The sequence below is a fragment of the Kitasatospora sp. NPDC057965 genome, assembly GCF_042887135.1.
Taxonomy (GTDB): domain Bacteria; phylum Actinomycetota; class Actinomycetes; order Streptomycetales; family Streptomycetaceae; genus Kitasatospora.
In genome coordinates, this window is the sequence record NZ_JBHVPZ010000007.1 from 247,699 (window position 1) to 260,462 (window position 12,764).

11 protein-coding genes are annotated in these 12,764 nt (G+C 75.0%); 7 read left to right on the forward strand and 4 right to left on the reverse strand.

Features of this window, described 5'->3' with window-relative positions:
* Positions 1-32: 32 nt before the first annotated feature.
* The 3 genes from ACFVVU_RS11755 to ACFVVU_RS11765 are packed head-to-tail and all read right to left on the reverse strand — an operon-like array spanning position 33 to position 3,762.
* Positions 33-1,226, reverse strand: a complete 1,194-nt coding sequence (locus ACFVVU_RS11755; protein WP_387789472.1) for a glycoside hydrolase family 1 protein — start codon at positions 1,224-1,226, stop codon at positions 33-35.
* A complete protein-coding gene (locus ACFVVU_RS11760) occupies positions 1,223-3,007 on the reverse strand; it encodes a glycoside hydrolase family 3 protein (protein WP_387789473.1) in 1,785 nt (594 codons plus the stop codon). Before ACFVVU_RS11760 ends, ACFVVU_RS11755 begins: the two co-directional genes overlap by 4 nt.
* The gene (locus ACFVVU_RS11765) at positions 3,004-3,762 is read right to left on the reverse strand and encodes a tyrosine-protein phosphatase (RefSeq protein WP_380685001.1); all 759 of its coding nucleotides are present in this window, start codon (positions 3,760-3,762) and stop codon (positions 3,004-3,006) included. The genes ACFVVU_RS11760 and ACFVVU_RS11765 overlap by 4 nt, the downstream gene beginning before the upstream one ends.
* A 185-nt stretch (positions 3,763-3,947) precedes the next feature.
* Between ACFVVU_RS11765 and ACFVVU_RS11770 the strand changes: the two genes are divergently transcribed.
* Entirely contained in the window at positions 3,948-4,745 is a 798-nt protein-coding gene (locus ACFVVU_RS11770) for a GntR family transcriptional regulator (protein ID WP_380685002.1), read from the forward strand.
* Positions 4,746-4,749: 4 nt separating this feature from the next.
* Here ACFVVU_RS11770 and ACFVVU_RS11775 read toward each other — a convergent pair whose 3' ends face one another.
* Positions 4,750-5,394, reverse strand: coding sequence for a TetR family transcriptional regulator (locus tag ACFVVU_RS11775; RefSeq protein WP_380685003.1), 645 nt, complete (start codon positions 5,392-5,394; stop codon positions 4,750-4,752).
* Between the two features lie 232 nt (positions 5,395-5,626).
* On the opposite strand from ACFVVU_RS11775, the gene ACFVVU_RS11780 reads away from it, so the two are divergent.
* The 6 genes from ACFVVU_RS11780 to ACFVVU_RS11805 all read left to right on the forward strand — a co-directional run bounded on the left by ACFVVU_RS11780 (position 5,627) and on the right by ACFVVU_RS11805 (position 12,372).
* On the forward strand, positions 5,627-7,201 hold the full coding sequence (locus tag ACFVVU_RS11780; RefSeq protein WP_387789476.1) for an ABC transporter substrate-binding protein: 1,575 nt from the start codon (positions 5,627-5,629) through the stop codon (positions 7,199-7,201).
* Positions 7,198-8,169, forward strand: a complete 972-nt coding sequence (locus tag ACFVVU_RS11785; protein WP_387789478.1) for an ABC transporter permease — start codon at positions 7,198-7,200, stop codon at positions 8,167-8,169. Before ACFVVU_RS11780 ends, ACFVVU_RS11785 begins: the two co-directional genes overlap by 4 nt.
* Entirely contained in the window at positions 8,156-9,046 is an 891-nt protein-coding gene (locus ACFVVU_RS11790) for an ABC transporter permease (protein WP_387789480.1), read from the forward strand. Before ACFVVU_RS11785 ends, ACFVVU_RS11790 begins: the two co-directional genes overlap by 14 nt.
* Positions 9,043-10,062 carry an ABC transporter ATP-binding protein gene (locus ACFVVU_RS11795; RefSeq protein WP_380685007.1) on the forward strand — a complete coding sequence of 340 codons (1,020 nt, stop codon included), beginning with the start codon at positions 9,043-9,045 and terminating at the stop codon, positions 10,060-10,062. Before ACFVVU_RS11790 ends, ACFVVU_RS11795 begins: the two co-directional genes overlap by 4 nt.
* Positions 10,059-11,114 (forward strand): ABC transporter ATP-binding protein, encoded by a 1,056-nt coding sequence (locus tag ACFVVU_RS11800; RefSeq protein ID WP_387789482.1) that lies wholly within the window; start codon positions 10,059-10,061, stop codon positions 11,112-11,114. The genes ACFVVU_RS11795 and ACFVVU_RS11800 overlap by 4 nt, the downstream gene beginning before the upstream one ends.
* A gap of 136 nt (positions 11,115-11,250) precedes the next feature.
* Positions 11,251-12,372 carry a PucR family transcriptional regulator gene (locus tag ACFVVU_RS11805; protein WP_380690309.1) on the forward strand — a complete coding sequence of 374 codons (1,122 nt, stop codon included), beginning with the start codon at positions 11,251-11,253 and terminating at the stop codon, positions 12,370-12,372.
* Positions 12,373-12,764: the final 392 nt, after the last annotated feature.

The following is a 12,764-nucleotide window of genomic DNA, read 5'->3' on the forward strand; positions in this document are numbered from 1 at the left end:
CCGACGTCCTGCTCCCCGCGGGCGGCTGCGGCTCAGCCCAGCCGGCCCTCCCGGGCGAGGGCGCCGAGCCAGTGCGCGGAGGGCTTCGGGCTGCGCTCGAAGGTCCGCGGGTCGACCGCCACCAAGCCGAAGGTCGGCCGGTAGGAGCCCCACTCGTAGTTGTCCAGCAGGCTCCAGTGCAGGTAGCCGCGCACGTCGACGCCGTCGCGCAGGGCGTCGGCGAGGCCGGCCAGCGCCTCCGTGGTGTAGGCGATCCGCTCGCTGTCGTCGGCGGTGGCGATGCCGTTCTCGGTCACCAGCAGCGGCACGTCCGGACCGACCAGCGCGGCCGTGCGCCGGACCGCCTCGCCGAGCGCCCGCGGGTAGTACTCCCAGCCCTTGATCGTGGTGCGGACGCCCTCGGCGACCGGGACCGGACCGTCGACGCCGACCGGGGTGCGGGTGTAGGCCTGCACGCCGATCCAGTCGTCGCCGCGGGCGGCCTCCACGAACACGTCCTCCCTCCGCCGGGAGACGGCCGCGACGGTGGCCTCGGCACCGGGCTCCACGGGGTAGAGGCCGAGGCCGGCGACCGTCCAGCCGACCAGCAGCCGGGAGTCGGCCTCGCGCAGCGCCGCGCTCGCGGCGCGGTGGGCCCGCACCAGCGCCTCGGTGATGTCCTCGCCGGGGTCGACCCGGTCGAGGTCCACCCCGGCCGGGCCCTCGGCGAGCTTCCCCATCAGGGTGTGCATCCGGGCGAGCACGTTCGGCTCGTTGATGGTGGCCACGTACCGGACGCCGTCGAGCACCTCGGCGGCGGCGGTGGCGGCGTACCGCGCGAACAGCTCGGCGGCGTCCGGGGCGAGCCAGCCGCCCGCCTCGGCGAACCACTGCGGCAGGGTGAAGTGGTGGAGCGTCACCACCGGGGTGAGGCCGCGGGCCAGCGCGCCCTCCACCATCGCCCGGTAGTGGGCCAGTGCGGCCCACGAGTACCGGCCGCGCACCGGCTCGATGCGGGCCCACTCGATGCTGAACCGGTAGGCGTTGAAGCCGAGCGCCGCGAGCAGGTCCATGTCCTCGGGCCAGCGGTGGAAGCTGTCCGCGGCGTCGCCGCTGGGCTCGGGCAGGAAGCCGCCGGGGCGCTGTTCGAGGGCCCACCAGTCGCTGGTGGTGTTGTTGCCCTCGATCTGGTGGGCGGCGGTGGAGGCTCCGAACAGGAAGCCGTCCGGCAGAGCGTCGGTGGTCATCGGGTCACCTCGCGCGGGGCGGTCGGGTGGCCGGCGACGAAGAGCGGGTCCTTCGTATCGAAGGGCACGTCCTCGCGGGACGCCTCGACGGCGGCGTCCGAGCGCGGCAGGTCGAAGGGCAGCGAGCCGGTCATCGGGGCACGGCCGAACACCGCGTCCAGCACGACCTCGTCGGCGGCGCCGAACTCGCCGACCAGCAGCGCCGCGTGCGGCGCCAGCGGGGTCAGCACGGCGGGGCGCTCCAGCAGCGCGACGACGGCGGTGGGGACGGTCCCGGCCAGCGCGACGATCCTGGCGGCCTCGGCGGGCTCGAACTCCAGGGTCCCGGTGTGGAAGTGCTGCTCCAGCAGCCCCTCGCGCTTCTCGTACGGCGTGGCCAGGCGGACGACGGCGACGTCGGCGTCCTCGGGGCGCTCGACGACCGTCCCGTAGCGGGCCGCCACCTCGGCGTCCACGCCCTCGACGTAGATCCGCTCGCCGGTCAGCGGCTGTCCGGCGAGGCGGACCAGCGAGGCGGCCTGGACCTTGCGGCCGAGCGCGCGACCCGCCGGGGCGCCGACCAGCGCGACGGCGGCCTCGACGTCCACGTACGGGTCGTCGAACAGGCCGAGCCGGAACTTGTCGCGCAGGATGCGGCGGACGGACTCGTCGAGCCGGGCCTCGGTGACGGCGCCGGAGCGGACCACGCCGAGGATCAGCTCGGGGTCGGTCTCACCGCCGAGCTGGTCGGCCCCCGCGTGCAGGGTCATCGCGACCTGCTCGGGCACCGACAGCTCCTCGACGCCCCAGTGCCGCGGCGGCAGGCTGACGACGCCCGGGATCTCCATGCCGGTGATGGCGTTGAAGTCGGTGCAGATCACGCCGTCGAAGCCGTACTTGCCGCGCAGCAGGCCGGTGATGACGTCATGGTTGAAGTTGGCGCCGACCTCGGTGAGCCCGGAGCCGGCCGGGATCGCGTAGGCGGGCATGATCTGCGCGGTACCGGCCTCGAAGGCGGCCTCGAACGGGCGCAGGTGCTGCTCGAAGGCGCCGCCCGGGTAGGCCAGGCTGCGGCCGGCCGCGAAGTGCGAGTCCTCGCCCTTGTGCTGCGGGCCGCCGCCGGGGAAGTGCTTGGTCATGCAGGCGACGCTGTCCGGCCCGATCCGCTCGCCCTGCAGGCCGCGGATGTAGGCGGCGATGATCCGGGAGACCCGCTCGGGGTCCTCGCCGAAGGTGCCGCTGATCCGGGCCCAGCGCGGCTCGGTGGCGAGGTCGGCCATCGGGTGGATGGCGACCCGGATGCCGACCGCGCGCAGCTCGCGGCCGATCAGCGCGGTGTACTCCCCGACCAGCTCCGGGTCGTCGGTGGCGCCGAGGCCGATCGGCTCGGGGCCGACCGAGAAGCCGCCGCCGGCGAAGGCGGTGGCCGGGTTGGTGGTGAAGCCGTGCCGGGGGTCGGAGGCGAGCGTGACCGGGATGCCGAGACGGCTCGCGGCGGCGAGGTCCTGGACGTGGTTGTTCCACTCGGCCATGCTGCGGGCGTCGGGGACCATCGTCATGCCGAAGGCGGTGAGGCCGCGCTCGGTGATCAGGTGGTCGCCGGAGGGGAAGGGGCCCTGGTTGCCGGCGAGCATCCGGCCGCAGAACATCTGCGCGGCCTTCTCCTCCAGGGTCATCCGGGAGAGGAGGTCCTCGACGCGCTCCTCGACGGACAGCCGCGGGTCCTCGTAGGGCTCCATGGTGCCGTTGTGGTTGAGGTCGCGGAACGGCGTGCCGTCGGTGTGGTGCAGCAGGGTCCTCATGCCGTCACCTCGGCGGTCTCGACGGTGCCGGCGCCGGCCTTGGCGCGGAAGGCCTCGATGGTCGCGGCGTCCACGCCGCAGTGGGCGAGCAGGCCCTCGGTGCCGCCGTAGCGGGCCCGGACGAGGTCGAGGAAGGCGGCCATCGAGTCGGCCGGGGCCTCCAGCAGCTGGCGCGGGATGGTCAGCGAGCCCGCGTGGTAGTCGTTCAGGGCGTTGCGGTTGCGCTCGGCCAGGCCCTCGAAGATCTGCGGCAGCGCCGCGGTGGTGCGGTGGTAGTCGGCGACGATCTCCTCGGCGGGGACGCCGAGCAGGTCGAGCAGCAGGGCGGTCAGCCAGCCGGTGCGGTCCTTGCCGGCGGCGCAGTGCACCAGCAGGCCGCCGGGGCGGGTGGCGGCCTCGACGGCGAGCTTGACCGCCTCGGGGGCGGACTCGACCATCAGCAGGTAGAAGTGGCCGAGGTCGGCGTCGGTGGTCATCTTCATCATCGCCGCCTCCAGCTTCCCGTCGGTGGGCTGGACCCGGGCGGCGACCACCTCGATGCCGGCGGCCCGGGACTGCGCCCAGTCGGCGTCGTCCGCCTCGGCGCCGCCGCGCAGGTCGATGATCGTGCGCACGCCGGCGGCGTTCAGCTGCTCGACGATCGAGGCGTCGTCGGCCGGGAACGGCTGGGCGGAGCGGTGCAGCACGCCGTGGCGGACCCAGCGGCCCTCGGGGTCGGCGAGGGCGGCGGGGTCACGGAAGTTGACGAGGGTCATGGCGGGGCCTTTCGGTGGTGCGGGCGGGGTGGGGGTGATGACTCGGGATGGCGTGGAGAAGGCGGCGAGACATCTAGACGTCTAGATGTCTACCCGGCAAGTGGGGCGCCGGGCAAGCGACGAGGAGGTGAACTTCCGGACAACCGGGGACAGAAGCCGCCACCCGGCTCCGTAGGATCTGGCGCGTGGCAACGCACCGGACCGAAACCCCGCTGTACCGCCGGCTCGCCCGGCAGCTCCAGGAGCGCATCGACGCCGGGACGTACCCGGCGGGCTCCCGGCTGCCCAGCGAGCCGGAGCTGAGCGCCGAGTTCGGCGTCAACCGGCTGACCGTCCGACAGGCGGTGGCCGAGCTGGAACGGGCCGCGGTGCTGGAGATCCGCCGGGGCGTGGGGACCTTCGTCCGCCCGCCCGCGGTACGGGTGTCGATCGCGGTCGACCCGCGCAGCCAGCGGTTCGACCTCGGCAGTGTGCACACCGGGCTGCCACTCGGCACGGACGCGCCCGGGGCGGCGCAGGACGGCGAGTTCGTGGTGGCCGCGCCGCCGGTGACCGGCTCCGCCGAGGACCACGAGGCGGCCCGTCAGCTGGGACGCGCCCCCGAGGAGCTGTCCCGGGTGGACACGGTGATCCGGCTGGGCGGCCGGCCCCGGGTGGTGAGCAGCTACTGGGTGCCGTCCGGACCGCTGCCGGACGGGCTGGTGCGGCCGGGCCGTCCCGGCAACATGGTGCTCGACCTGGCGCGGGCGGCCGGGGTGGAGCTGGAGTACGACTGGCGGGCGTTCGGCGCGGTCGGCGCGGACCTCGCCGACGCGGAGCTGCTCGGGGTGCCCCCGGGCACCGCGCTGCTGGTCCGCGAGGGCGTCAGCTGCACGCCGGACGGCGCGCCCGCGCTGTACCTGCGGCGGCGGATCGACGGCAGCAGCGCGCGGTTCGTGCTGCACTACCGCGAGCCGGGCGGCGGGTCGGGGCCGGTGCGGTAGGCGGTCACCGGACGGCTCCCGCCGGGCGCGGCGCCGGGGCCGGCGCGTCGAACTTCGCGAGCAGCAGCCGGAACGCCGCCGCCCACTCCTGGAGCGAGCCCATCTCGTAGCCGTCGAGGACCTGCCGCCGGGTCATGCCCGCCATCAGCGCCGCGAACGCCTGCGGCCGCAGGTCGACCACCGGGTCGACGTCCAGCCGTTCGGCCGCGATCGCCGTCAACCGCTGCGCGAAGGCGTCGATCATCACCAGCGCGAAGCCGTGCACACTGCGGATCCCGATGCACCGGCGCCGCAGCGCCCGCCGCCGCACGGTGTGCTCGGCCGGCTCCTCCAGCTGCCCGCCCGTGGTGTCGGCGGCGTACTCGAAGGCGGCCCAGAGCTCCAGCCCGGCGGGGGCGGTGGCGAAGGCGTCCAGGAAGGCGGCGCCGAAGTCCATGCCGAAGAGCAGCGCCTCCTTGCACTCGTAGTAGCGGAAGAAGGTGCGGTGGGCGACGTCGGCCCGGCGGCAGATCTGGTCCACCGTGGTGCCCTCGAAACCCTGCTCCTCGAAGAGGTCGAGCCCCGCTGTGCGGATGGCCTGCCTGGTCCGCGCCCGCTTGCGGTCGCGCAGCCCGGGCTCCGCCACGGTGTCCGTCCCCTGCCCCTGCATCCTGCTCGCTCCTCGTCAACTGCTGTGCCGCACGCGGCCGTAGTCGTACCGAATCACGCCCGGCGCGGCCCGCTCAAGCCGAGCGCCAAGTCGTCGTCATTTCGTCATGCGAAGTTTGCACAAGTGCCAATTGGCAGTTGTGCCACCTCCAAAGAGTGGGGTCCGGCGGCCGCCGGTCCGGCAGCGTCCGCCGGTCTCCCCCTCCCTCAGCCCCCGAATCCCCCGAGGAATCATGAAGCGGCACACGCTCGTCCTGGCGTCCACGGTCTGCACGGCGGCCCTCGCCCTCACCGCCTCCGCCTGCTCCGCGTCCGACGACACGGTCTCCGGCGGCGGCGCGGGTGCCTCCGCCACCAAGGACGACGGCCCCGCCGTCGACGGCGGCACCCTGAGAATCGGCCTCGACCGACCGTTCACCAAGCTCGATCCGGCCGAGACCAGCCTCACCTCGATGCCGATGATGATCCTGGCCAACGCGCTCTACGACCCGCTGATGGTCAACGGCGACAACGGCGCCGTGCAGCCCTACCTGGCCAAGGCCTTCACCGCCGCCAACGCCGACGCCACCGCCTGGACGCTGGAGCTGCGCGAGGGCGTCACCTTCAGCGACGGCAAGCCGCTCGACGCGCAGGCCGTGGTCGACCACGTCAACCGGCTCGCCAAGCCCGAGGCCAAGTGCGGCTGTGCCGCCGACGCCGCCACCATCGGTGCCATGACGGTGAACTCCCCGACCTCCGTCGGCTTCACCCTGAAGTCCCCCAACGCCGCCTTCCCCAGCCTGTTCACCCGCTCCCTCGGCTACGTCTCCGAGGCACCGGCCGGCGCCGACACCCCCGCCGTCGGCTCCGGCCCGTACACGGTGGAGAGCGTGCAGCCGGGCGTCTCCGCCACCCTCGTCCGCAACCCCTCCTACTGGGGCGGGAAGGGCCACGCCGACAAGCTCGTCTACAAGGTCCTGCCGGACACCGACAGCCGCTACCAGTCGCTGCGCTCCGGCGACGCCGACGTGGTCTGGGCCGAGACCCCCTCCCAGCTCAAGCAGGCCGCCACCGACGGCCTGCGGGTGGCCGCCGGCCCCGGCTCCACCACCACCGTGCTGTTCAACACCAAGGTCGCGCCCTTCGACGACCCGAAGGTGCGCAAGGCGCTGCAGTACGCGGTGGACCGCTCGGCCGTCGAGAAGGTCGTCTACCTCGACCAGGGCAAGGTCTCGGACGGCCCGATCGGCTCCGCCTCCCCCTACCGCGCCGCCGGCGACGCCTCCGGGTACCCCGCGCACGACCCGGCCAAGGCGCGCGCCCTGCTCGCCGAGGCGGGCCACTCCGACCTCTCCTTCGAGTACCTCGTCGACAGCCGCCCCGAGGGCCAGCAGCGGGCCACCGTGCTCCAGCAGATGTTCGCCGAGGCCGGCGTGAAGATGACCATCAAGCCGCTGGACCCGGCGGGCCTGGGCACCGCGATGTTCCAGCGCAAGTTCCAGGTGATGGACTTCGTCACCAGCATGTTCGGCGACACCGACACCGCCCTGGCCAGCCTCTACGTTCCCGACGCCCCCTACAACTTCACCGGCTGGAACAACCCGAAGGCCGGCCAGGCGATCGCCGCCGGGCGCGCCACCGTCGACCCGGCCCAGCGCGCCCGCTCCTACCAGGAGGCCGCGCAGGAGGTCGTCAACGACGCCCCGATGCTGTTCCTGACCGAGAACAAGACCGGCCTGCTCGCCACCACCAGGATCGGAGGCCTGCCCGACGTCTCCAAGCGGACCGTCGTCAACGTCTCCCCCGCCTCGCTGTGGGTGAAGAAGTGACGCCCACCGCCCTGCGCACGGCGGGACGCACCGCCGGACGGCTCGCACGGGCCGCCGCGGTGCTCCTGCTGGTCACCGTCGCGGCGCTCTCCCTGCCGCACCTGATGCCCGGCTCCCCCGCCCTCGCCGCCCTCGGCCCCACCGCCACGCCGGAGCAGGTCGCCGCCTACGAGGCCAAGCTCGGCCTGGACGAGAACGTGCTCGCCGCCACCTGGCGCTGGCTCGGCGACGCCCTGCACGGCGAGCTCGGCCACTCGCTCTCCACCGGCGTCGCCGTCACCACCGAGCTCGCCGACCGGATCCCGGTCACCCTCGAACTCTTCGTCGCCGCCCAGGTGGTGGCGCTCGGCCTGGCCCTGCCGGTCGCGCTCTGGTCGGCCTGGCGGCCGGGCGGCGCGGTCGACCGGATCGCCACCGCCGGCGCCTTCGTCTGGCTCGCCGTGCCCGGCTTCGTGCTCGGCCTGCTGCTGATCTGGATCACCGCCGTCCAGCTGCGGCTCCTGCCGGCCACCGGCTGGACCCCGTTCACCGAGGACCCGCTGGAGAACCTGCGCCACCTGGTGCTGCCCGCGCTCACCCTCGGCCTCACCGAGGCCGCGGTCTTCACCCGCACCCTGCGCAGCCAGCTGCTCGACACCCTCGACCAGACCTACGTCTCCGCCGCCCGCAGCCGCGGCATGGGCACCGCGCGGCTGCTGCTGCGCCGCGCGCTGCGGCCCTCCTCGCTGCCGCTGGTCACCCTGATCGGCATCGGCGTCGGCACCTCGCTCGGCGGCTCGGTGCTGGTCGAGTCGCTGTTCGCGGTGCCCGGCGTCGGCACCTGGGTCTCCGGCGCGATCAACGGCCGTGACTTCCCGGTGGTGCAGGGGGTGGTGGTGGTCAGCGCCGTCGCCGTGGTGGCGGCCACCTTCGCCGTGGACCTGCTGTACCGCACCGTCGACCCGAGGATCGCCGATGAGCGCCGCTGAGACCGTCCCCGCCCCCACCGCCCCCGCCCCCGCCCCCGCCACACCCGCCGCCGCCCCGCGCGAGCGGGCGGCGCGCCGCCTCCCCTCCGCCGGGGTGCTGGTCGCCGGCGGCTGGCTGGCCGTCGTCGCGCTCGCCGCCGTGCTGCTCCCGCTGCTGCCCGGCTTCGACCCGCTGCACGGCGACTTCGCCAACCCCGCCGCCGCCCCCGGCCCCGGCCACTGGCTGGGCACCGACGCCGCCGGACGCGATGTCCTGGAGCGCACCGTGGCCGGCGCCCGCGCCTCCTTCACCGTCGCCGCGCTGACCATCGCCGTCGGCCTGCTCTGCGGCGGGGCGCTCGGCGTGGCGGCCGGCTGGTTCCGCGGGCCGGTCGACAAGGTGATCGGCTTCGCCACCGACCTGCTGCTGTCCGTGCCCACCCTGATCCTGGTGATGATCGCGGTCTCGCTGCGCGGCCCCAGCCTGGCCCTGATCGGCACGCTGATCGGCCTGTTCACCGTGCCGCACTTCACCCGGGTGGTGCGCGCCGTCGTGATGTCGCTCAGCGAGCGGGGCTTCGTCCAGGCCGCCCGGATGATCGGCACCGCTCCGCTGCGCATCCTGGTGCGCGAGGTGGTCCCGCACGTCGCGCCGATCGCGCTCACCTTCGCGTTCACCGCCACCACCGTCGCCATCGTCGCCGAGGGCTCGCTCAGCTTCCTCGGCTTCGGGCTCCGCCCGCCGGAGCCGTCCTGGGGCGGCATCATCGCCGAGGGCCGGACGACGCTCGGCAGCGCCCCGTGGATCTCGCTCGCCCCGGCGGCGGTGCTCTGCCTGACCGTCCTCGCCCTCAACTACCTGGGCGACAAGCTCCGTTCGAAGGGAGGGCGAGGATGACCAGCCCGGTTCTGGAGGTCCGTTCGCTCGACACCACCCTGCACACCCCCGACGGCCGGACGCTGCACGTGCTGCACGGCATCGACCTCACCATCGACGCCGGCGAGTGCCTCGGCGTGGTCGGCGAGTCCGGCTCCGGCAAGTCCGTGCTGGCCCGTACCGTGCTCGGCGTCCACCCGCGCACCACCCGGACCACCGCCACCGGCTCGGTGCGGCTGAACGGCGAGGACCTGCTCACCGCCACCGCCGCCCGGCGCGCCGAACTGCTCGGCACCGGCGTCGCGATGGTCCACCAGGACCCGATGACCTCGCTCAACCCGGTCGTGCGGATCGCCGACCAGGTCACCGAGTCGCTCACCAACCGGCGCCGGATGCCGCGCCGCGAACGGCTGCGCACCGCCGCCGAACTGCTCGCCGCCGTCGACGTCCCCGACCCGGCCCGGCGCGCCCGCGCCTACCCGCACGAGCTCTCCGGCGGCCTGCGCCAGCGCGTCGGCATCGCCGCCGCGCTGGCCGGCTCCCCCGCCCTGCTGCTCGCCGACGAGCCCACCACCGCCCTGGACGTCACCGTCCAGCGCACCGTGCTCGACCTGCTCGACCGACACCGCGAGACCCGCGGCCTGGCCACCCTGCTGATCACCCACGACATCGGCCTGCTCTACGGCCGCGCCCGGCGGATCGCCGTCATGTACGGCGGACGGGTCGTCGAGACCGGCCCCACCGAGGACGTCACCGAGAACCCCGCCCACCCGTACACCGCCGCGCTGCTGCGCTCGGTGCCCCGGGTCACCGGACCGCTGCGCCGCACCCTGCCCGCCGTGGCCGGCTCGCCGCCGGACCTCTCCAAGCCCGTCCCCGGCTGCCCGTTCGCCCCGCGCTGCGAGCGCGCCCAGGCGGTCTGCTCGACGGACGCGCCGCCGCTCCACCGGGCCGGGGCCGGACACACGGCCGCCTGCCACTTCCCGCTCACGCCGTCGGCCGCGCTGCCGGCGACGGCCGAGGAGACCGCCGCATGACCGCCACCCCCGTCTCAGGTTCCGCCGACGCGGACACGCCCGTGGTGCTGCGCGCCACCGGGCTGTCCGTGGTCCACCGCACCCGCTCCGGCCCGCTGCACGCCGTCAGCGGCGTCGACGTGGAGCTGCGCGAACGCCGCACCCTCGCCCTGGTCGGCGAGTCCGGCTCCGGCAAGAGCAGCATCGCCAAGGCCCTGCTGCGGCTGCCCCCGCCCACCGCCGGTACCGTCACCCTGGACGGCACCGACCTCGCCGCCCTCACCCCGCGGGCGCTCCGGGCCCTGCGTCCCCGGATGCAGATGGTGTTCCAGGACCCGGTCTCCTCGCTCAATCCGCGCCGCACCGTGCGCGACCTGGTCGCCGAACCGCTGGACGCCCACCCGGACCCGTCGGTCGACCGCACCGCGGTGGTCGAGCGGCAGTTGGAGGCCGTCGGCCTGCCGGTCGCGCTGTTCGGCGACCGCCGGCCCGCCCAGCTCTCCGGCGGCCAGGCGCAGCGGGTCGCCATCGCCCGCGCGCTCGCCGCCGAGCCGCGGGTGCTGATCGCCGACGAGGCCGTCTCGGCCCTCGACGTCTCCGCCCAGGCCACCGTGCTCAACCTGCTGCGCCGGCTCACCGAGGAGCGCGGCCTGGCGAGCCTGTTCATCTCGCACGACCTCGGCGTGGTCCGCGCCGTCAGTGACGACGTCGCGGTGCTCCACCTCGGCCGGCTCTGCGAGCAGGGCCCCACCGAGGAGGTGCTCGCCGCCCCCGCCCACCCGTACACCGCGGCCCTGCTCGCCGCCGTCCCCGAGCCCGGCCGCCCGCTCGGCGACTCCGGGCTGCTGCCCGCCGACCCGCCGTCCCCGCTCGACCCGCCGTCCGGCTGCCGGTTCCGCACCCGCTGCCCGTTCGCCGACGAGCGGTGCGCGAGCGAGGTGCCGGCGCGGCGCGAGGTCGCGCCCGGACGGACCGTCGCCTGCCACCGGCCGCTGGTGCCGACGGTCGGCCTGGCAGTCGGCGAGGAGGTCGGCGAGGCGGTTGGCAAGGCGGCCGGAACGCCGACCGGATAACATGCCCGGGCTGGGCGGCCGACGGGTCCGCCGACGGCTCGGCGCACCGGCTGACCAGCCCAGAAGCCGATCGGCCGACCGGCGGGCACGCCGGGCGGCCGGACCACACCCACGGACCGGGGCGGGACACGACGACATGACGGTGGCCAACGGAACCGGCACACCCGACATCCCCAGCGAGCTGGCTCCGCACTGCCTGGACCTGCTCACCGACGTCTCCCGCACCGGCCGCCTGCTGCGCCGCTCCGAACTGGAGCGACTGCGCGAACTCGGCGAGCGCGGCGCCGAGGCCGGCCACGGCCTGCGCGACCTCGTCGGCGCCTGTCTGGGCGCCACCCGCGCGGCCTGGCAGACCCTCCCCGGCCTCACCGCCGCCACCGCCGCCGAGCTGCGGCGCACCGGCGACGCCGTGCTCGCCGCCACCCAGGCCGCGCTGGGCGCCCTCGCCGAGGGCCATGAGCGCGCGCAGCGGATGGCCGTGCGCCAGGAGGAGACCAACCGGCGCGAGCTGGTCAACGACCTGCTGCACGGCCGCTCCGACCTCGGGGCGCTCGCCGAGCGCGCCGAGCGGTTCGGGCTGCGGCTGGCCGCCGGCTACACCGTCGCGGTCGCCGTCGCCGACGAGCCCTACCTGGAGGGCGCGCCCGCCGCGCACCGGGTGCTGCGGGAACTGACCGGCCGTTACGACGACCGCACCCTGCTGCTGGCCGCCCGCGACGGGCGGCTGGTCTGCATCGCCTCCGACGGCGAGCAGGCCGTCCTCACCGCGTTCACCGAGCTGGCCCTGCGGCCCGGTGCCGGGTACCCGCCCGCGCAGCGGGTGGCGACCGGCCGCCGGCACGCCGGCACCGGCGGCATCGTCCGCAGCTACGAGGAGGCGCTCGGCGCGCTGGAGTACGCGCAGCGGCTGGAGTTGCCGGCGCAGCGGCTGCGCGCCGAGGAGCTGCTGGTCTTCCCGGTGCTGATGCGGGACCGCTCCGCGATGGCCGACCTGGTGCGCACCGTGCTCGGCCCGCTCACCTCCGCGCGCGGCGGCGCCCGCCCGCTGCTGGAGACCATCACCGTCCAGGCGGAGGCCGGGTACGTGAACGCCGAGACCGCCCGGAGGCTCGGCCTGAGCGTGCGCGCGCTCGGCTACCGGCTGGAGCGCATCCGCGACCTCACCGGCTACGACCCGGCCGACGCGCTGCACCGCTACACCCTGGAGACCGCCGTGATGGGCGCGCGTCTGCTCGACTGGCCGAACCGGTCGCTGTGACCGCGGCCGTTCATCTTGAACGTTTCAGCGGGCCCCGCGTTGCGTCTGGTTTCCGGATGTTTTCCGGTGTCAAAACACCGACAAGATTGCCAGGTCCTGGCAGTGTGCGGACGCTTTCCTCCTGACAGGATCACCACGGCGCTCGGGGGGTCCGGCGCCGATCGGAAAGTCGGAGGGAACGGGCGGATGCGGGGGGACTTCAAGGCCGCGCCGGGCTTTCCGACCCTGGTGGTGACCGCCGAGTACTGGATGCTGGCCCTGCTCAGCGGCCTCGCGGCCGACGCCCGTGCCCGGGGGGCCCGCGGGGGGCCCCCCCCCCGCCCCCCGGGCGGGGGGGGGGGGCCCCCAACCCCCCGCGGCGCCGGGGCCCGGGGGCAGACCCCCCAAAATCC

Coding starts and splice junctions, on each gene's coding strand:
- ACFVVU_RS11805 (WP_380690309.1), top strand. CDS start 11,251: ATGACGGTGGCCAACGGAACCGGCACACCCGACATCCCCAGCGAGCTG.
- ACFVVU_RS11755 (WP_387789472.1), bottom strand. CDS start 1,226: ATGACCACCGACGCTCTGCCGGACGGCTTCCTGTTCGGAGCCTCCACC.
- ACFVVU_RS11800 (WP_387789482.1), top strand. CDS start 10,059: ATGACCGCCACCCCCGTCTCAGGTTCCGCCGACGCGGACACGCCCGTG.
- ACFVVU_RS11760 (WP_387789473.1), bottom strand. CDS start 3,007: ATGAGGACCCTGCTGCACCACACCGACGGCACGCCGTTCCGCGACCTC.
- ACFVVU_RS11775 (WP_380685003.1), bottom strand. CDS start 5,394: ATGCAGGGGCAGGGGACGGACACCGTGGCGGAGCCCGGGCTGCGCGAC.
- ACFVVU_RS11790 (WP_387789480.1), top strand. CDS start 8,156: ATGAGCGCCGCTGAGACCGTCCCCGCCCCCACCGCCCCCGCCCCCGCC.
- ACFVVU_RS11765 (WP_380685001.1), bottom strand. CDS start 3,762: ATGACCCTCGTCAACTTCCGTGACCCCGCCGCCCTCGCCGACCCCGAG.
- ACFVVU_RS11780 (WP_387789476.1), top strand. CDS start 5,627: ATGAAGCGGCACACGCTCGTCCTGGCGTCCACGGTCTGCACGGCGGCC.
- ACFVVU_RS11795 (WP_380685007.1), top strand. CDS start 9,043: ATGACCAGCCCGGTTCTGGAGGTCCGTTCGCTCGACACCACCCTGCAC.